The organism is Streptomyces sp. AHU1 (genome assembly GCF_045343905.1).
In the GTDB taxonomy this organism is placed as follows: Bacteria; Actinomycetota; Actinomycetes; order Streptomycetales; family Streptomycetaceae; genus Streptomyces; species Streptomyces triticiradicis.
This window is the reverse complement of record NZ_CP174283.1, coordinates 5,968,621-5,986,068: the sequence shown is the minus strand read 5'-3', so window position 1 is coordinate 5,986,068 and position 17,448 is coordinate 5,968,621. Positions and strand designations below refer to the sequence as shown.

The window sequence follows — 17,448 nt, the reverse complement described above, 5'->3', positions numbered from 1 at the left end:
GCACAAACGGCCCGGACAGCCCGTTGGGCCGCTGTCCGGGCTGTCCGGACAAAGGCTGCAACACTCCCCGGGTGTTACAGCCATCGGCGAAGCCGACCTCTCAATGATTCCTTTTCAGCGTTGCCTCTCCAGGGTGAGGACCGCGGCGGCGATGTCCGTCATGCGGTTCGGGCTGCACCGGCTCCGGCGGAAGATCCGCCACGACTTCAGACGGGCGACGCCTCGTTCGACGGGAGCGCGGGCTTGGGCGAGTGCCCGATTCAGCGTCCGTTCGGTCGGTGACAGTTCGCCATTGGGCGGGCGGCGGATGGCGGTGGTGGCCCAGGAGCCGGCTCCGATGTAGGCGCGGTCGGCGACGATCGGGACGCCCTGGCGTTCGCAGATTCGGATGATGCGGTGGGTGCGAGCGGCGGTCAGATCGTGAGCACGGCCCGGCAAGGCTGGCGAGATCCACAGAAGCTGGCCTTCGGGATCGGTGACGACCTGCACGTTCACGCCGTGGCGCCGGTGCTTGTGGGAGTAATCGGCGCGTCCGTCGCCCAGGCGGTCGCACTCGCTGAGGGTGCCGTCCAGGAGCACGTAGTCCGGGTCGTGCTCGCGCAGGGTCTTGAGCAGGCCCGGCGCCCGGTCGGCGAGGAGCCGCACGACGGCGGTGGTGTAGGCGTGGGCGGTGCCGACGGATATGCCGAACCCGGCGGCGATCTGCGCGAGAGTGTCGTGCTTGCGCAGGTAGGCGAGAGCGGCGAGGGCGCGCTGGTGCGGCGGGAGCTTGCAGCGGCGGTCACCCTCACGGGTGACGGTGAGCATCGTGACCCACTCGACCAGCGCATGGGGCAGGTCGAGTGCGGCAGGATAGGGAACCAACAGGGCTCCTGGACCGGCAGGTTGAGACTTCGAACACCTCGCCCAACGGCACGGGAGCCCTGTCCGTTGCGGGCACCAAGGTCATCACCCGATCGGTGGCCATGCTGAAAAAGCTCAATAGACGTAGGAGCCGGAGGTGACTCCCGATCTAATCTCTACCTTGCATGGAAGTACCCCTATTGGCATCCCATAACATGCGCCGCAGCGGACGACACATCACCCCAGGCTCTTCCTAATAGTCAAGCTTCAATTCCGAAGACACGGACTCCCAGATCGCATTGAACCAAAGATGGGACTGTTCGACGAAGATATCATCTTCCTCTATTTTCCCCATGCCAAATAGGCGCACTATGCCGCGAGGTCCTGGGTCATAGACGTCTACAGATCCAAAATCGCCCTCCGCAGTTCTTTTTGCGACCATATAGTAAGAGAATAACGCTTCTTTGCCGTTGATGAGGTAAACCTTCGCCATGGGAGTGAACGGCAAAGACCGAAACGAAACACGGACATCGATGCCATGTGTTTCACGGAGCGACAACAGTGCCATCCGCATAGATTGACCATGTGCATTGCGCTGACTGAGCCATCCTTGATGTACCGGATCGAATCCTTCTTGGTTCAGTTCGATAGCACATGGAAATGCAAGATTTATGTCGCGGCTTGGCAATAGCACCCGGACGTCGATCCTCTCCGGGTGGACCGTTTCGGCGTAAACTGCTTGGATCGGTCGCCCCATTGCCAGGGAGAGCGACTGGCCGTTGAGACAGACCGCGTCGATCTGCACGTGGGGTTCCGAGAACGCCGCTTCCAACCGATCCCCGAGGGCGACGATCGATGGGGCCCAACCTGCAAGCTCTCCTGCAGTGACGCTCCCGGCCGGCCATGGTCCACTGGCCACCAGGAGCTGCCTCCAGCGGGCGATTGACGGCGGACCTTGACCAGCACGCTCACTCAACAGGCGTACTACTTTCAAGAGATCTGCAAATTCGCGGGGTACATGGTTGCCGCGACGCCAGTCGCTTAGCGTGGCCACTGGCACATCAGTTTCTCGGCTCACGCTTTCCAACGTCAGACGGCGACCCGCCGCTGCCATGCGGGCTCGCGCCGCAGTCCACAGCGCAGACAACTCAACTAGCACTGGCGGCATCATAAGTCTCTCCCGTCCCAACGAGGGCGTTGCGCCAAGCCAGAATTCCGACTCGGAATTTTAGCCTAGAGCAGTTGGATCGGATTTTCCGGATCACTCCGAGATCCCTGCCGTGCAGTGACTGCAGGCCCGCCAATGAGAGGTAGGCGCAGTGGCACCCGGCCGCAGTTCGCCTGATGGAGGTACCTGGTGAGGAAGAAACAGGGGAGCAGCAGGCAGCTAGCCCGGGCAGCGCTGTTCGCCATCGTACGCGGAGCCGCAACGGCATTGGGGTCCGGAGGTATTGCCGCACTGATCTGGTGGGCGCAGGGCCGGTGAAGGCCAGTCATGGCTGATCGCGCACTATCTGCGATACAGGAAGGCGCCACACGCCTACCGCGATCAAGGAAACTGCTGCTCGCACGCCATTAGCAAGCCGAACTCTGATTGTGCTCCGGAGCCGTGTGCGCAGGTTCGAATCCTGCCGGGGGCACTTCGCCTGAAGTGCCCAAAGACCCCGTCACCAGCGGAAACGCTGAGGATGGGGTCTTCGTGTTTGCGCAGGCGTATGCGGCCCGAAGCGGCTCTATGTCGAGGTCTGTGGACGAGGCGTGGACGGGATCTTGGTCTATTACTGCAGGCCAAGCCCGGAAACGAACAGATCCTCTGTCCAGGGGCGCGGAGCCTCTGCCGCGGAGCTGGCCACCACTGCAACCTCAGCGGCGACCGGTGTGTCCTAGCTCGTAACGGGGCGAGGAGGCGCAGATGAGCGAGCGCAGGTCCGTACGGAGCGACAGCCGGGGGAAGTACCGCTTCCTTAAGGGGTGGGCCTCGTTGGCAGGCGTCGCGGCCTTCGTGGTGTGGCTCGCATTCGATCCGTTCGAGCTGACCTGGAACCAGGTCTTCGGCGGCGCAGTGGCACTGTCCGCAGCGGGCGCTATCGCAAGCTTGCTACTACGGCGGTGGGGCTGGGCTCGTCGTTGGGCCAGCCGAATTCCTCCGCCAGGCCGCCTCGCGACGGGGCTGGTCTCCAGACCTGGTGTGCCATCGCCTCTGCTGGACCCCCGCTGGGCCAGAGCCCGATCGATTGCTGTGGGTTTCCTGCTGTTCGGCACCATCGCCGGATTCATGGGATGGAAAGCCGGCCAGGAGGACCAGATGCTGCAGAACCTCCGGGAACACGGGCACAGGACCGAAGCGACCGTGGTCGCCATTGCCGGCCGGTCGGAAGAGGGCCGGGCGAACTCCTTAACCGTGCGCTTCACTACGCCGTCCAACACGGTGCAGGCGGATATCGATGTCGGAGACGGCTCGGGAAACGACGCGAAGCCCGGAGGCCACGTACCCATCGTCTACAACCCGTCGGACCCTACGGACGTCCGCCACGCTGACCGCCTGGACGGATCCGACGCCGACGGAATTCGACAGGGTTCTGTGGTGATCGGACTGCTCGCGGCAGGCTTTCTGGTGGGGACCGTCCGAGAGGTGGTGCGGGTCAAGGAGCAGACGGAAGCAGGCAAGACGCCGGACACTCCCCGCCCTGGAGCCTGAGCGCCAGAATGCAACTCGTGATCATGCCTTGAGATTTCAGTCCGGCTTTGCCGATCTGGCAGACCACCACACAGTGCCGGGCGGAGCGGTATCGATCCCCCTAGTCGGCGGTGGTCCCCCGATAGCCGATCTGCGCGGGTCTGCCATCCCGGTGGAGCACTGTGCAGTTCCCCTGGGCGCGGTTCGGGAAGCCCAACCGCTCGGAATCGAGGGCGGCGTCCCACTCTTCGTAGGTGGGCCGGCCGTGAGGAGCCCACGCACGCACCTCCTCATCGGTCAGCGGCCGCATGAACGGACCGTCGTCGGGATCCGCGGCCTCGATCATGAGAGGAAAGTCGAGCACGGTGCACGTGCCACCGGTGAATATGTACTCCTGCCACTCTGGATCGCGCCACAGTTCCTCAACGGACCGGCCCTCGAAACCGTGGTTGTCCCGCGCCGACTCGTCCTCCTGAGCCTGCCGGAACGCGGCCACCGGATCACGCTGATACGGGCCCGCGTGACTCCACTCGTTTCCGCCCATCCCTACCCCCTCCCCGTCCGAACCGCTTGATCAGGAGCGGAGCGTAAAAGACGGCACCGACAGAGCGCCCCGCCCGGCGCTGGCCACGCCATGGAGGCTGCCCACAGCTCTCGCGGAAAGGGCCGACACTTCACCGAGAGGAACTGGCTGAGGCCCCGATCCACGCTTGGCGATGGCGTGCGACGCCGTACACCTGCTCGACCTGTTCAGCTGTCAGTACCCCTGAGAGCGGCGCCGGTGCCGCCACCTCACGCTCCCGGTACACGCGTACGCCGAGCTGGGTAGCGGCCACCTTCACATCAGACCGCGTTTGAGATCCGGCATGGGACGATCCTTCGGTGACGCGCCCCTTGGACCGTGACCGATCCCTCGAAGAGCTTGAACGTGACTGCTGGCCGGCTCCGTCAGTCGGCGACACCCGTCTTATCGCTACCGCACACGCCTTGCGGCGTCGGCCGATCGGCGAGCTGACCGTCGAGGACATGCGCTTGTTGATCGGGCAGGACATCGGCCTGCCCCACCTCCTGCCACTGGCAGTGGAGGTACTGCGGGAGAACCCGATGGCAGAAGGGCACATGTACGAGGGTGATCTGCTGTCCGCGGTCCTCACCAGGAACCCGTCGGTCTGGGCCGAGTTCTCCGAACTCGGCCCAGAGCTTCGTGGGATCGTCTCGAAGTTGACCGGCCTGCCCCCGGACCTACAACAGAAGGTTGAACGCTTCCTGGTCCCATAGAGCACCACCGCAGGAGATTCCCCATGGAAGGGGCAGTCGGCGCGTTTACGCAACGGCTCGCAGGAGCGAGCGCGGGCCGGAACGCGTCGCCGGCCGGCCACGGGTGAGTCGGCGGACCATGATGCCGATCATTGCCCAGCGAATCATGCTCTCTGGGCGGGCCGGGCTGGACTCGTCATCGCGCGAGGTGGTGAACCACGAGAAGGTGCGCTCGATCGCTCATCTATTGGGCTGGACCTGGAATCCGCCGACCCGGAGTCTTGCGCACGATCTCCAGCTCGCGGCCGAGGATCGTGCGTGACCATTCCACGAGGCGACCGGCGAAGCCACGACCAGCCCGCATCTTCTGCGCACCCGCATGGTCCGAGCGGGTCCACAGCGACGAACGCTTCACGCCGTCGCGGTGTGGACCTGCTCGACGGTGCCGTCGTCGTTCCACCAGGTGAAGCGCCGGTACGCAGTGGGCCAAGGCGGGAAGTCCTTCGGCAGTTGGCGCCAGGCGCACCTGGTCCGCACCACGTAGAGGATCGCGTCCACGAGCTGCCGACTCGGGTGCTTCTCCCGTCGTCCGCCCTTCGCCGCCGTCAGTAACGGCTCGACCAAGGCCCACTGTTCATCCGTCAGATCCGACGGATACCCGCCCCCAGAGCCACTCACGCAGGGCTCAACGCCCCCTCCTGCCCTGGGACACGGCAGATCTCGAACGCGGTCTCAGAGCTGCGCAAACGGGCTGTACCACTCTCGGGTGATTTTGCATGTGGTACATCCATACCCCAGCTCCCCGTGGGCGCACTCGCCAGGGAGCTGCCACCATCGGAAGACCGGGCCCCCTCGGCGGAACAACGCTGGGGCCGGGGTCTTCATGCACGTGCAGGCGGGTGCAGCCCGAAGCGGCTCCATGTCGGGGTCCGTGGGCGAGGCGCGGGCGGGATCTTGGTCCGTCCCCGCAGGTCAGCGGCGGTTTTCAGGACGGTCGGCTCATCTGGCCTCTCGGGCCACCCCGGCGTCGTGCCGCACTCGACTGCTGGTTGGATCGTCGGCATGACGGACTGGTCCCGGCTCCACCACGCTTACGGCACTGCGGAAGACATCCCCGGACTGCTTGACGCAGTGCGCCCGGACCCGAAGGACCCCGGCTGGGACGCGCTCTGGTCCCGGCTCTGCCATCAGGGCACCGTCTACTCGGCGAGCTACGCGGCCCTGCCCGCCCTGACCGAGATGGCGCGCCAGTGGTCAACCGCGGACCGGCAGATGCCACTGGCCCTCGCCAGCTCCATCGTGGCCAGCACGGATCGGCCCTACGGCGATGACGATCCCCAAGTGGCCTACGCCTCGCAGATATCCGAACTGGCACAAATGACCGAGGAAGCCCTGCAGGACCCGGACCACGCCGACGACCCCAGCACTTACGTCTACTTGCTCACCATGCTGCTCAGCTTCCAGGGCGTCGAGGTCTGGGGCGAGGAACTCGACGGGCTGAACAATGAGGAGTACGAGGTGCCGTGCCCCTCGTGCGACACGGAGAACTTCATAGTCTTCGGCGAGTACGGCTTCTTCTCGACCATCGACGGCATGTACATGAGGCCGTCCACCACCGCGAAACGGGTGCCGCTGCGCCCTCGGGACCCCGCGGCTTTGGAAGGGATCGGCCAAAAACTCCACTCCCGCGCGCTCACGGACGGCCACCCGGGCATCGCGAGCAAACTGACCTATGTTTTCGGTGACGCGCAGTGCGCCGAGTGCGACGTGGTCTTCAGCGTCGAGGAAGCGATCGTCTCCCGGCAGTACTGATGGCGCCGCGTTCGAAACCGACGCTCGCCCTGCGCGAGACAGGTGCCGGCCCGCATCGTCGTGGACGCGGGTTGTGCCACCGGGGCGAGGTAAGGGCGCGACCCTGGCGGTCCTGAGTGCCCTGGTGGGCCAGGGCCGCCCGTGCCTCCCGTGTTCCCGCGTCTCAGAACCGGGTCAGGACCCCGTCCACGTAGCCGAGGGGTACGACATCGGTGTGGGGGTCCAGGGAGTCAGGGTCTTCGTGCCGGTAGTGGTACCGGCCCCGCTCGTCCACGAACAGGCCCAAGGGTTCGGCTCCGCACTGACGGCACTTCCAGAACTGGAACTCGGCCATCTCGGCCGAGGGGTTCACATCGCTCGGACGTATGACTTGCTTCGCCACGGAAATCCTCCCGCCTCTGCGTTGCCGAGATCTTGCCACTTGTGGATGCAGCGGGGGAGAGCGCCCTCGCCGCGGGTGGCACGGTGAGGCGATCGCCTCCGGGCGCCTTGCCTGGGGCGGGAGTTGAGCGTTCGGTCCGGTGCGGGCCCGTCCCGCCCGCGGGCCCGTCCCACCCGCGTGTTCGTTCCGCCCGCGTGTTCGTTCCGCGGAGTGGAGAGGTGGTCACCCATTAGGCTCTCGCTTCGCTTTCGATCATGCGCATGACCTTGGAGGTGCTTTGAGGAAGATCTCGGCCGTGGTCACGGCCACGGCCGCCTGCCTGGCGCTGGGTGCTGCCGCGACCGGCTGCTCCGGCGGAGCGGCAACGGACGAGCGCTCCGCCGGGCAGTTGCTCGACGACGCGTACAGAACCATGAAGTCGCTCAAGTCGGTGACCGTCGACGGGGACACCACCCCCGCCCACGGAAAAAGCCTCACCAGCCACCTGACGACCGACCTCAGGACCACCTGCGCGTTCAAGTCGTCCATGGGGTCGGGCGCCGCGCTCGAACAGATCCGGATCAAAGAGACGGACTACATCCGGCCGAACCGCGCTTACCTGGATCAGTGGTCGGGGCGGAAGACGACGGGCGCGGCCGAGCAAAGCCGCTGGATCAAGAAGCTGTCCAGTGAATCGGAGCCCGGCGACGGGCTCTCGGACTGCACCTGGCCGTTCACCGCGTTCGGCAGGGCGAAGAAGGGCGGGCCGGCCTCGGTCGACGGCCGCCGGGCCATCGCGCTGGTGGTGACCGACGAAAAGGTCAAGGACGGCACGTACACGCTCTACGTCGCCACCGAGGGCAAGCCCTACCTCCTCAAGGTCGACTACAAGGGCCCCGACTTCCGCACCACGACCACGTTCAGCGCCTTCGACGAGCCGCTGGAGGTGAAGCCGCCGGCCGAGGACGAGGTGCTGGACCTGAGCGGCATCGGCGACTGAGGCGTTTCCGGGGCGGCTCCGGAGCCGGTCGGGCTGCGGAGGACGGCCATCGCCTCTCGGAGTCACGCCCTCTTATCGCACGGGCTTCTCGAGGAGCGTGAACGACTTGGCCGTGCCGTCCGGCTGGGGTTTCCCCTCCTTGCGGCCCACGACGCGGTAGCCGGCGCCGAGGTAGTACGCGGTCAGGCGGTCGTTGCCCGCCAGGCAGTCCAGGCGGGTCAGGGTGCGGCCCGCCCCGGCCACGCGTCGCTCGGCGGCCCGCAGGAGGCGGCGGCCCGTTCCCTGTGGGACACGGGCGTGGTCGACCATCAAGCGGTGTACGTATCCGGCCGTCGGGGGCTGCGGGCCCCAGGCGTCCGGGTCGGCCCACCACAGTTCCCAGGCGCCCACCGCACGGCCGTGGACCTCCGCGATCCAGACCTCTCCGTCCTCCATGATCCGGCGGAAGTGGTCCTCCCCCAGTTCGCCGGGCTGCCACTGACCGGTGGTGCCACGGGAGTTCATCCAGCGGGCGGCCTCGTCCCGCAGGCGTACGAGGGTGGGAAGGTCTTCGCCGACGGCCGGGCGGAACTCCAGATCGCTCAACTCCAGATCGCTCACTCGCCGATCTTCGCACCGGCCTCGCATGCCGTTTCGTCCGAGGTCCGTTTCCTCCGAGGTCCGTTTCCTCCGAGGTCCTCGTACATGGCTTCCCGCGGGACAGCCGCGCCACCGGGGACCCGTGCCGGTTCCGCCGCGCCGTTCGTCCCGACGGGCGCGAGGCGGCCGCCCCGGGCGGTCCGGGGCGCGGACGGGCACCCGCCGGTCCGGGTCAGACCCGTAGCCAGGTGTGCCGGTCCCGGGCCATCGCGTGCAGCGCCTCCACGTCCGCGGGCTTGAGCACCCCGCCGAGCCGCGCGAGGCCCGCCAGGTCGGTGTCCCGCAGGACGCGGACCTCGCGCACGGGTGCCGGCACGTCCAGGCGGGCGGGGCCGGTCACGGCGAGGACGGGGTGGACCTCGGCCGTCAGGGCGTGGGACGCGCGGTCGGCGTCGGCGCGGAGCCGGCGGAGCAGCGGGTGCGGCTCGCGGCGGCCGACGGTGACCATCGGGTCGGCGACCAGGACACGCTGCTTGTGGGCGTACAGGGTGTGCAGGCAGAAGAGGCCGGCGGGACCGATCAGCAGGTGGTGGATGCGGTCGCCGCCCGGGAGCGGGATCGAGTGCAGGGTGTGCCAGCCTCCCCCCTCCAGCCGGTCCAGGGCGGCGCCGACGGTCTGCTCCGCGGCGAGCGCGCGGCGGCGCGGGTCGGGGCGCAGGCGGTGCGCCGGGCCCGGATCCCGGTCGAGGTCGATCACCAGGGCCTCTCCGGGCCGGTTCGGCGCGAGGTCGTCGTCCGGGTGGAGCGTCAGCCGGGCCAGTTCGGCCGGGGTCGGGACGGGCGGCGGTCCGACCGTCACCGGGCCGCTCAGGAACGGGCCCAGCACACCGAGCACGTCCTCGCGCCGGTCCTCGCTGAGCAGATTGACCCTGGCCGTGTCACGGTCGTACCAGGCGACGCTTCTCCCGTCGGCCAGGCACACGTACAGGCGATCCTGTCCGTGCCGCCGGGCCGGTACGACGCGCAGTCCGTTCATGCACCATCACCCCATGACCATGGGAACAGGCGGGGTGCTCCGCGGGCAAGAACCCGGTTACCTTTGGCGGGAGTTGGGGCAGATGGGTGGGAGGCGCTGTTGCGAACTCGCAGAAGATATCCAGACGTTCCGGCCCCGGACAGCCCGTGGAGCGAGATCGTGCCCGGCCTGTGGATGGGCGGCCACGAATTCGCGGGGCGTTCGGGACAGCCGCAGTCCGCTGTCGTGCACGATGAGTTCGACCTGGTCCTGACGTTGCTGCGGCAGCCGGGGCACGGGCCGGACCCGGGGATCGAGCATCATGTGTGGCCGATCCCGGACGGGCCGTTGGACGGCACTCAGCTCATGGGGGTCATACGGCTCGCGCGGGCCGCCGACGACGCCCTGGAGGACGGGCGCCGCGTGCTCGTCCGCTGTTTCCACGGGTACAACCGCTCGGGGCTGGTCGTCGCGCACGCGCTCACCCTGGCGGGGCACACCGCCGACGACGCGATACGGCTGATCAGGGCCCGGCGTTCGCCCTGGGCGCTGCACAACGAGCTGTTCGTGGAGTACCTGCGGGCCGGGCTCCCCACGGCGCGCCTCCTCGAGGAACTCGCGGAGTAGGGGGCGAGGGGCAAAGGGCAGAGGGGCGGGGCGGCCGGTTCTCTCATGGTGCGGGCGCGACCCCGGCCTCGGTCGGCTCGGCCGGGCTGCGGCTGGGCCCCGCCCGGCCCGGCCCGGCAGGGCCCGACGCACGTGATCGACCGCGGCGAGGTAGCACGGCTGCTGATCGGCCGCGGGCAGTCGCGTGCGCGGGCCGGGCGGAGGTCCCGGGGCGCGTCCGGAGTTCGCCGGCGCTCCGGACGGCGGTGCAGCGGTGCGGCGACGCTGACGTCCCCTCAAGAGGGGCGACGGGAGACCGGCGTCTCCGATGGCGGACTGTGAACTGCGTTCCCAGGATCCCAATCCTAATGTGGCGATAAGTCAGCTTCACCCCCTTTCCGGAGGAGCCCTCCATGTCCCTGCGGTCCACGTACACCCGAATCGGTATGGCCCTCGCCGCCGGCAGCCTCGTCGCCCTCGCCGGTGCCACCCCCGCCCTCGCCGACGGCGACGGCGGCAAGGGAAGCGGCGACAACCACCAGTGGAGCAACGGCTCCGGCGGCCACCAGTGGAACAACGGTGGCGGTGGCGGCGACGGAGGCGGTGACGGCCACGAGCAGGGCACCGGTGGGGGTGGGGGTGGGCAGACGTGGACCAACGGAGGCGGCGGAGGCGGGGACGGGGGCGGCCAGACGTGGAACAACGGAAGCGGCGGTGACGGGGGCGGAGGCGGCCAGACGTGGAACAACGGAAGCGGCGGTGACGGGGGCGGTCACACCTGGAACAACGGCGGGGGCGACGGCGTCGCACAGAGCAACCAGCCCCTCTACCGGGGCCGGGTCACCGCCCGCGGCGGACTGGCCCTGCGCAGCGCCCCGACCCGCGGCAGCCAGCTGATCCGGGTCGCGCGGCAGGGGGAGGTCGTCTCCATCTTCTGCAAGACCCCGGGCGAGACCGTCGACGGCAACCCGCTCTGGTACCTCCTCACCGACGGCACCTGGGCCTGGGGCGCCGCGCGCTACATCGACAACATCGGCCCGGCCCCCCGCTGGTGCTGACACCCCGATGACGGGCCGACGCCGGACCGGTGACGAACCGATGGCGGACCGATGGCGAACCGGACCGGCCCGGCCGTCATCGCATGACGGGATTTCGGGTCGTCCGCTTGCTACGTTCCGGACATGATTCAGCCCGGAATGTCCGGAACGGCCGTGGCGGCGGACCCGGCCCCTCCCGCCGAACGCCTGCCCAGGCGCCGCGGCGTCGAGCTCGCCCTCATCGTCGTCGCCGTCCTGCTCTGCGTGTACGGCTACTGCGCCGTCGGCCTCGCCCGGCACGGCACCGTTCCGCCCGGCGCCGCCGGTTACGGCGCCGGGCTCGGCGTGCTCGCGCTGCTCGCCCACGTCGCCGTGCGCCTGCGGGCCCCGTACGCCGATCCGCTGCTGCTGCCCATCGCCGTCCTCCTCAACGGCCTGGGCCTGGTGCTGATCTACCGGCTCGACCTCCAGACCCCGGGCGACCGGGCGGCGCCCGTCCAGCTCGTCTGGTCCACGCTCGGCGTCGCGTTCTTCACCGTCGTCGTGCTCTGCCTGCGCGACCACCGGGTCCTCCAGCGCTACACCTACGTCTCGGTGGTCGGCGCGCTCGCCCTGCTCGTCCTGCCGATCTTCTTCCCGGCGGTGAACGGCGCCCGCATCTGGATCCGGATCGCCGGATTCTCCATCCAGCCGGGCGAGTTCGCGAAGGTCCTGCTCGCCGTCTTCTTCGCCGGCTACCTCGCCGCCAACCGCAACGCGCTCGCCCACAGCGGCCGGCAGATCTGGCGGTTCCGGCGGCTCCAGCTGCCCACCGGCCGCGTCCTCGGCCCGATCGTGGCGATCTGGCTGCTCAGCGTCCTGGTCCTGGTCCTGGAGCGGGACCTCGGAACCTCGCTGCTCTTCTTCGGCCTGTTCGTGATCCTGCTCTACGTCGCCACCGGCCGCAGCGGATGGATCGCGGTCGGGCTGCTGCTCGCCTGCGTCGGGGCGGTCGCCGTCGGCCGCCTCGAACCGCACGTGCACAGCCGGGTGCAGGACTGGCTGGACCCCTTCGCCTCGATCGCCGCGGGCCAGGGCCCCAACCAGCTCGCCCAGTCCCTCTTCGCGTTCGCCGCCGGCGGGATGCTCGGCACCGGGCTCGGGCTCGGCCATTCGGTCCTCATCGGCTTCGCCGCCAAGTCCGACTTCATCCTGGCCACCGCCGGCGAGGAACTCGGACTGGCCGGCCTGTCCGCCGTCTTCCTCCTCTACGCCCTCCTCGTGGAACGCGGCTACCGGGCGGGGCTCGCGCTGCGCGACCCCTTCGGCCGGCTGCTCGCGGTCGGTCTCGCCTCGATCGTGGCGCTCCAGGTCTTCGTCATCGCGGGAGGCGTGACCGGCCTGATCCCGCTGACCGGCATGGCGATGCCCTTCCTCGCGCAGGGCGGCTCCTCGGTCGTCACCAACTGGATCATCGTGGCCCTGCTCATCCGGATCAGCGACTGCGCCCGCGGTCAGTACGACGGGACACCGGCGCCATGACCAAGTACATCCGCCGGGCCGTCGGACTGTGCGCCGTCCTGCTCGTGGCCCTCCTGGTCAACGCCGCCCGGGTCCAGGTCGTCCAGGCCCCGTCGTACGACCGCAATCCCGCCAACCGCCGTACGGCGATCGCCCGTTACGGCCAGCCGCGCGGGGACATCGTCGTCGACGGCCGGACCGTCACCGGTTCCAGGGACACCGGCGAGCAGTTCCGGTACGAACGGACGTACCAGGACGGCCCGTTGTACGCGCCCGTCACCGGCTTCGCCTCGCAGCTGTACGGGACGACGCTGCTGGAGGGCACCGAGGACGGCGTCCTGTCCGGCAGCGACCCGATGCTCGCCCCGTACCCCCTGCTGAGCGGTCTCACCCGGGCCCGCGGTGCCGGCGGCAGGGTCGTCACCACCCTCGCCCCGGCGGCGCAGCGCGCCGCTTACGAGGGGCTCGGCGCCCGCCGGGGCGCGGTCGCCGCGATCGAACCGTCCACCGGCCGGATCCTGGCCCTGGTCTCCACCCCGTCGTACGATCCCGCGCAGCTGTCCGGGACGGGGCGGGCCGCGGCCCGGGCGTGGGAGCGGCTGAACGGCCGGGCCGACAAGCCGATGCTCAACCGGGCGATCCGGCAGACGTATCCGCCGGGGTCGACGTTCAAGGTGCTGACCGCCGCGGCGGCGCTGGACTCGGGCGTGGTGGAGGACATGGACGCGCCGACCAGGTCGCCGGACCCGTACCGGCTGCCCGGCACCACGACGAGGCTCACGAACGAGACCGAGGGCTGCGGGGACGCCTCCCTGCGGTACGCCTTCACCTGGTCCTGCAACACGGTCTTCGCGAAGCTGGGCGTGGACGTCGGGCTCGACGGCATGACGCGGACGGCGGCGGGCTTCGGTTTCAACGACCGCAAGCTGCGCATCCCCTTCTCGGTGGTGCCCAGCAACTTCGATCTGCGGCTCGACGACGCGCAGTTGGCGCTCTCCTCCATCGGCCAGTTCGACACCCGGGCGACTCCGCTGCAGATGGCGATGATCTCGGCGGCCGTCGCGGGCGACGGTACGGTCAAGACGCCCTACCTGGTGGAGCGGACGACCACGCGCGACGGTGTGACGCTGGCCACGACCGGTCCGCGGCTCCTCCACCGGGCGATGAGCGCGTCGACGGCGCAGCGCATGCGCGAGCTGATGACCGACGTGGTGGAGAAGGGCACCGGAACCGTGGCCGCGATCCCCGGCGCCGTCGTCGGCGGCAAGACCGGCACCGCCCAGCACGGCATCGGCAACTCCGGTACGCCGTACGCCTGGTTCATCTCCTGGGCCCGTTCCGGTGACTCCATGGAGCCGGCGGTGGCCGTCGCGGTGGTCGTCGAGGACGCGGCGGCGGAGCGGGGGGACGTCACCGGGGGCGGGTTCGCGGGGCCGATCGCGCGGGCGGTGATGGAAGCGGTGCTGGACTCCCGAGAGGGGTGATCCCGGCGCCGGGGACGCCTCGTGCCGCACTTCCCGCCGACTCCCCGCCGGGTGACGACGCCCGCTCCGGGGCCGCTTCGCCCCGTGGTCCGGGGCGGCGCTTGCCCTCCGGGCTGCCCCGTCTCGTGGCGCCCTTCCGGGTTCGCTTCGTGTCGCTCACTCCGTGAGACGGGGGCTGTGTCCTTCCTCGCGGCCGACCTACCGTTCGGTCATGACTTCGTCGACAGCCTCGTTCGAGCTCGCCCAGGTCAACATCGCCCGTCTCAAAGCCCCTTTGGATTCCCCTCAGTTGAAGGATTTCGTGGAAGCCCTCGAACCCGTGAACGCCATCGCGGACGCGGCGGACGGATTCGTCTGGCGCTTGCAGGACGACTCCGGCGACGCCACGGACATCCGTGTACTCGGCGACGCGTGGATGATAATCAACATGTCCACCTGGCGCGACACGAACGCTCTGACGGCGTTCATGTACCAGGGCCGGCACCGCGAGCTGCTGGCTCGGAGGCGTGAATGGTTCGAGCGGCTGGAGGAGGCGGCGACCGCCCTGTGGTGGGTGCCGGCCGGCCACCGTCCCACGGTCCCGGAGGCCGAGTCCCGCCTGCTGCACCTGCGGGAACACGGCCCCACCCCGTACGCCTTCAACCTGCGGACCTCCTTCCCCCCGGGAGCGGCGGACGACTCCGGACGTCCGGGGTCCGAAGTACTGGTCCGGTAGCCGTGGTCGTGCCGGGGGAAGCGGATCAGCCGGTGTTTCCGGGCACCGCTTCCCTGCGGCTCAGCCGGTCGACGGCCACCGCGTCGAAGCCGGGCGCGAAGGCCTGGGCCGGCTCGGTCCGGGGTGATCGACGGGGGCATGGGGTGATCATCCCGGGTCGGGGTCGGGGTCGGGGTCGGGGTCGGGGCCAGGGTCGGGGTCGGGGCGGGGCGGGGAGGCTGTTTCCGGTGGGATCCCGGGGTGCGGGGAATCCCGGGGTACGGGGATGGGAGGTGAGGGCGGGGGGCGGGGGGTTCCGGGGTCACCGGGCTTCGCGGCCCTCTTCGATCGTGGTCTCGATCTCCGTCACGCGTTCTCGTTCCTCGGCCGCGAAGCGTTCCGCGTCCAGTCGTTCGGCCATCTCCTCGTCCTGTGCCATCAGGAGGTCGAGGTTGGAGTTGCCCATCTCGAACACGCCCATGTCCACATAGGCCCGCTGGAGGCGTTCGCCCCACAGGCCGATGTCCTTGACGCACGGCACTATGCGACTGAAGAGCAACTGGCGGAACAGGTGCAGGAATTCGGAGTTCTCGCTGAACTCCTCGGCTTCCGTCCTGGGTATCCCGAAGTTCTCCAGGACCTCGACCCCGCGCAGCCTGTCCCGCATCAGGTAGCAGCCCTCGATCACGAACTCCTCGCGTTCGCGGAGTTCGGCGTCGGAGAGCTGCTTGTAGTAGTCGCGCAGGGCCAGGCGGCCGAAGGCGACGTGGCGGGCCTCGTCCTGCATCACGTAGGACAGGATCTGCTTCGGCAGTGGCTGGTCGGTGGTGTCCCTGATCATCCCGAAGGCGGCCAGCGCCAGGCCTTCGATCAGGACCTGCATGCCCAGGTAGGGCATGTCCCATCGGGCGTCGCGGAGGGTGTCGCCGAGGAGGGCCCGGAGGTTGTCGTTGATCGGGTAGAGCATCCCGATCTTCTCGTGCAGGAAGCGGGAATAGACCTCCGCGTGCCGGGCCTCGTCCATGGTCTGCGTGGCCGAGTAGAACTTGGCGTCGAGGTCGGGGACCGACTCCACGATCCGCGCGGCGCAGACCATCGCTCCCTGTTCGCCGTGCAGGAACTGGCTGAACTGCCACGACGCGTAGTGCTTGCGCAGCTCGCCCTTGTCGCGGTCGGTCATCTTCGCCCAGTACGGGGTGCCGTACAGGGTCAGTGCCTCGTCCGGGGTGCCGAGCGGGTCCTCGGGGTCGACCTCCAGACTCCAGTCGATGCGCTTCTGGCCGTCCCACTGCTTGTCCTTGCCCTTCTGGTAGAGGGCGAGCAGCCGGTCACGACCGTCGTCGTACTCCCAGTTGAAGCGGGCCGCCCCCGAGGCCGGTACCTGCCAGAGGGAATCTCCCGAATCCGCGGCGTACAGCTCATGCGTCGGCATACCTCGCAGGCTCACATGGAGTAGACGTGTCGTCAACAAGTCCGGCACAGGGGATTGACGAGCTTGCTGACAAGCAGTCTCATAAGTCGTGACCGCCGGTAACCCCTGAAGTGATCCCGTACGACGAGGTGGGAACAGCCATGACGACGGTGCCCGAAGCCGATGTGCTCCGTGACGCGCTCGGTCTGCTCAAGGACCGGGAGCAGGTGGCCGAGCGCCTCCTCGACTCCTCCGCCAAGCATTCCTTCGACCCCGACAAGGAGCTCGACTGGGACGCGCCCTTCGAGGAGGGCAAGTGGTTCTGGCCGCCCGAGCTGGTGTCGCTGTACGACACCCCGCTGTGGCGGAAGATGGGCGAGGAGCAGCGGATCGCGCTGTCCCAGCACGAGGCGGCGGCGCTGGCCTCGCTGGGCATCTGGTTCGAGATCATCCTGATACAGCTGCTGGTGCGGCACATCTACGACAAGGCGGCCACGAGCGCGCACGTGCGGTACGCGCTGACCGAGATCGAGGACGAGTGCCGGCACTCGAAGATGTTCGCGCGGCTGATCGCGCGCGGGGGCACGCCGTACTACCCGGTGAGCCGGGCGCATCTGAACATCGGGCGGCTGTTCAAGACCATCTCGACCACTCCGGGATCCTTCACGGCGACGCTGCTCGGCGAGGAGGTCCTCGACTGGATGCAGCGGCTGACGTTCCCGGACGAGCGGGTGCAGACCCTCGTCCGGGGGGTCACGCGGATCCACGTGGTGGAGGAGGCGCGGCACGTCCGGTACGCCCGGGAGGAGTTGCGGCGTCAGATGCTGACCGCTCCGCGGTGGTCGCAGGAGTTCACGCGGGTCACCTCGGGCGAGTTCGCGCGGGTGTTCTCGGTGGCCTTCGTCAATCCCGAGGTCTACACGAACGTCGGGCTCGACAAGCGTGAGGCCATGGCCCAGGTCAAGGCCAGTGGGCATCGGCGGGACGTGATGCAGACCGGGGCCAAGAAGCTGACGGACTTCCTGGACGAGATCGGGGTGCTGCGGGGGGCGGGGCGGCGGCTGTGGAGGTCGTCGGGGCTGCTGGCCTGAGGTGGGGCGGTCCGCCCTGGGGCGCCTGGTGCCGGATTCGGCCGGGGTCCCGGGGCGGGGAGCGGTCCGCCCCGGGGCGCC

General features: G+C 68.9%; 19 protein-coding genes. 11 read left to right on the top strand and 8 right to left on the bottom strand.

Annotated elements, in window-relative coordinates; translation table 11 throughout:
• Nucleotides 1–114: 114 nt before the first annotated feature.
• On the bottom strand, nucleotides 115–864 hold the full coding sequence (locus tag ACICHK_RS26855; protein ID WP_406838883.1) for a transposase family protein: 750 nt from the start codon (nucleotides 862–864) through the stop codon (nucleotides 115–117).
• 232 nt (nucleotides 865–1,096) lie between these two features.
• Entirely contained in the window at nucleotides 1,097–1,921 is an 825-nt protein-coding gene (locus ACICHK_RS26850) for a GntR family transcriptional regulator (protein WP_406838882.1), read from the bottom strand.
• Between the two features lie 834 nt (nucleotides 1,922–2,755).
• On the opposite strand from ACICHK_RS26850, the gene ACICHK_RS26845 reads away from it, so the two are divergent.
• Entirely contained in the window at nucleotides 2,756–3,541 is a 786-nt protein-coding gene (locus ACICHK_RS26845; RefSeq protein WP_406838881.1) for a DUF3592 domain-containing protein, read from the top strand.
• Nucleotides 3,542–3,641: 100 nt separating this feature from the next.
• On the opposite strand, the gene ACICHK_RS26840 is transcribed toward ACICHK_RS26845, so the two are convergent.
• Nucleotides 3,642–4,016, bottom strand: a complete 375-nt coding sequence (locus ACICHK_RS26840) for a hypothetical protein (RefSeq protein ID WP_406838880.1) — start codon at nucleotides 4,014–4,016, stop codon at nucleotides 3,642–3,644.
• A 386-nt stretch (nucleotides 4,017–4,402) separates the two neighbouring features.
• Here ACICHK_RS26840 and ACICHK_RS26835 point away from each other — a divergent pair, with 386 nt between their 5' ends.
• Together ACICHK_RS26835 and ACICHK_RS26830 are read left to right on the top strand one after the other, a co-directional pair.
• Nucleotides 4,403–4,798, top strand: a complete 396-nt coding sequence (locus ACICHK_RS26835; RefSeq protein WP_406838879.1) for a contact-dependent growth inhibition system immunity protein — start codon at nucleotides 4,403–4,405, stop codon at nucleotides 4,796–4,798.
• Between the two features lie 118 nt (nucleotides 4,799–4,916).
• Complete coding sequence (locus ACICHK_RS26830; protein ID WP_406838878.1) at nucleotides 4,917–5,099, top strand: hypothetical protein; 183 nt, start codon at nucleotides 4,917–4,919, stop codon at nucleotides 5,097–5,099.
• Between the two features lie 89 nt (nucleotides 5,100–5,188).
• Here the strand turns inward: ACICHK_RS26830 and ACICHK_RS26825 are convergent, their stop codons facing one another.
• Nucleotides 5,189–5,455, bottom strand: a complete 267-nt coding sequence (locus ACICHK_RS26825; protein ID WP_406838877.1) for a transposase — start codon at nucleotides 5,453–5,455, stop codon at nucleotides 5,189–5,191.
• Between the two features lie 384 nt (nucleotides 5,456–5,839).
• Here ACICHK_RS26825 and ACICHK_RS26820 point away from each other — a divergent pair, with 384 nt between their 5' ends.
• Nucleotides 5,840–6,589, top strand: a complete 750-nt coding sequence (locus ACICHK_RS26820; RefSeq protein WP_406838876.1) for a hypothetical protein — start codon at nucleotides 5,840–5,842, stop codon at nucleotides 6,587–6,589.
• Between the two features lie 163 nt (nucleotides 6,590–6,752).
• Here ACICHK_RS26820 and ACICHK_RS26815 read toward each other — a convergent pair whose 3' ends face one another.
• Nucleotides 6,753–6,971: a hypothetical protein gene (locus ACICHK_RS26815; protein WP_406838875.1), complete on the bottom strand. Its 219-nt coding sequence runs from the start codon at nucleotides 6,969–6,971 to the stop codon at nucleotides 6,753–6,755.
• Between the two features lie 277 nt (nucleotides 6,972–7,248).
• On the opposite strand from ACICHK_RS26815, the gene ACICHK_RS26810 reads away from it, so the two are divergent.
• The gene (locus ACICHK_RS26810; RefSeq protein WP_406838874.1) at nucleotides 7,249–7,950 is read left to right on the top strand and encodes a hypothetical protein; all 702 of its coding nucleotides are present in this window, start codon (nucleotides 7,249–7,251) and stop codon (nucleotides 7,948–7,950) included.
• A gap of 72 nt (nucleotides 7,951–8,022) precedes the next feature.
• On the opposite strand, the gene ACICHK_RS26805 is transcribed toward ACICHK_RS26810, so the two are convergent.
• Together ACICHK_RS26805 and ACICHK_RS26800 are read right to left on the bottom strand one after the other, a co-directional pair.
• Nucleotides 8,023–8,577: a GNAT family N-acetyltransferase gene (locus ACICHK_RS26805; RefSeq protein ID WP_406838873.1), complete on the bottom strand. Its 555-nt coding sequence runs from the start codon at nucleotides 8,575–8,577 to the stop codon at nucleotides 8,023–8,025.
• Nucleotides 8,578–8,761: 184 nt separating this feature from the next.
• On the bottom strand, nucleotides 8,762–9,565 hold the full coding sequence (locus tag ACICHK_RS26800; RefSeq protein WP_406838872.1) for a nuclease-related domain-containing protein: 804 nt from the start codon (nucleotides 9,563–9,565) through the stop codon (nucleotides 8,762–8,764).
• Nucleotides 9,566–9,664: 99 nt separating this feature from the next.
• On the opposite strand from ACICHK_RS26800, the gene ACICHK_RS26795 reads away from it, so the two are divergent.
• The 5 genes from ACICHK_RS26795 to ACICHK_RS26775 all read left to right on the top strand — a co-directional run bounded on the left by ACICHK_RS26795 (nucleotide 9,665) and on the right by ACICHK_RS26775 (nucleotide 14,886).
• Nucleotides 9,665–10,171: a dual specificity protein phosphatase family protein gene (locus ACICHK_RS26795; RefSeq protein WP_103554735.1), complete on the top strand. Its 507-nt coding sequence runs from the start codon at nucleotides 9,665–9,667 to the stop codon at nucleotides 10,169–10,171.
• A 392-nt stretch (nucleotides 10,172–10,563) separates the two neighbouring features.
• Nucleotides 10,564–11,208, top strand: a complete 645-nt coding sequence (locus ACICHK_RS26790; protein ID WP_406838871.1) for an SH3 domain-containing protein — start codon at nucleotides 10,564–10,566, stop codon at nucleotides 11,206–11,208.
• A gap of 123 nt (nucleotides 11,209–11,331) precedes the next feature.
• Complete coding sequence (locus ACICHK_RS26785) at nucleotides 11,332–12,708, top strand: FtsW/RodA/SpoVE family cell cycle protein (RefSeq protein ID WP_406838870.1); 1,377 nt, start codon at nucleotides 11,332–11,334, stop codon at nucleotides 12,706–12,708.
• Entirely contained in the window at nucleotides 12,705–14,171 is a 1,467-nt protein-coding gene (locus ACICHK_RS26780) for a penicillin-binding transpeptidase domain-containing protein (RefSeq protein WP_406838869.1), read from the top strand. The genes ACICHK_RS26785 and ACICHK_RS26780 overlap by 4 nt, the downstream gene beginning before the upstream one ends.
• Nucleotides 14,172–14,382: 211 nt before the next feature.
• The gene (locus ACICHK_RS26775) at nucleotides 14,383–14,886 is read left to right on the top strand and encodes a DUF3291 domain-containing protein (protein WP_406838868.1); all 504 of its coding nucleotides are present in this window, start codon (nucleotides 14,383–14,385) and stop codon (nucleotides 14,884–14,886) included.
• Nucleotides 14,887–15,187: 301 nt separating this feature from the next.
• Here the strand turns inward: ACICHK_RS26775 and ACICHK_RS26770 are convergent, their stop codons facing one another.
• Entirely contained in the window at nucleotides 15,188–16,297 is a 1,110-nt protein-coding gene (locus tag ACICHK_RS26770; RefSeq protein WP_406838867.1) for a ferritin-like domain-containing protein, read from the bottom strand.
• Nucleotides 16,298–16,437: 140 nt separating this feature from the next.
• On the opposite strand from ACICHK_RS26770, the gene ACICHK_RS26765 reads away from it, so the two are divergent.
• Complete coding sequence (locus ACICHK_RS26765; RefSeq protein ID WP_151474166.1) at nucleotides 16,438–17,367, top strand: diiron oxygenase; 930 nt, start codon at nucleotides 16,438–16,440, stop codon at nucleotides 17,365–17,367.
• Nucleotides 17,368–17,448 lie beyond the last annotated feature (81 nt).

Excerpts from the sequence above, each read along its gene's own strand:
- ACICHK_RS26845 (WP_406838881.1), top strand. The coding sequence starts at position 2,756 with ATGAGCGAGCGCAGGTCCGTACGGAGCGACAGCCGGGGGAAGTACCGC.
- ACICHK_RS26830 (WP_406838878.1), top strand. The coding sequence starts at position 4,917 with ATGATGCCGATCATTGCCCAGCGAATCATGCTCTCTGGGCGGGCCGGG.
- ACICHK_RS26820 (WP_406838876.1), top strand. The coding sequence starts at position 5,840 with ATGACGGACTGGTCCCGGCTCCACCACGCTTACGGCACTGCGGAAGAC.
- ACICHK_RS26805 (WP_406838873.1), bottom strand. The coding sequence starts at position 8,577 with ATGCGAGGCCGGTGCGAAGATCGGCGAGTGAGCGATCTGGAGTTGAGC.
- ACICHK_RS26800 (WP_406838872.1), bottom strand. The coding sequence starts at position 9,565 with ATGAACGGACTGCGCGTCGTACCGGCCCGGCGGCACGGACAGGATCGC.
- ACICHK_RS26790 (WP_406838871.1), top strand. The coding sequence starts at position 10,564 with ATGTCCCTGCGGTCCACGTACACCCGAATCGGTATGGCCCTCGCCGCC.
- ACICHK_RS26785 (WP_406838870.1), top strand. The coding sequence starts at position 11,332 with ATGATTCAGCCCGGAATGTCCGGAACGGCCGTGGCGGCGGACCCGGCC.
- ACICHK_RS26780 (WP_406838869.1), top strand. The coding sequence starts at position 12,705 with ATGACCAAGTACATCCGCCGGGCCGTCGGACTGTGCGCCGTCCTGCTC.
- ACICHK_RS26775 (WP_406838868.1), top strand. The coding sequence starts at position 14,383 with ATGACTTCGTCGACAGCCTCGTTCGAGCTCGCCCAGGTCAACATCGCC.
- ACICHK_RS26770 (WP_406838867.1), bottom strand. The coding sequence starts at position 16,297 with ATGCCGACGCATGAGCTGTACGCCGCGGATTCGGGAGATTCCCTCTGG.
- ACICHK_RS26765 (WP_151474166.1), top strand. The coding sequence starts at position 16,438 with ATGACGACGGTGCCCGAAGCCGATGTGCTCCGTGACGCGCTCGGTCTG.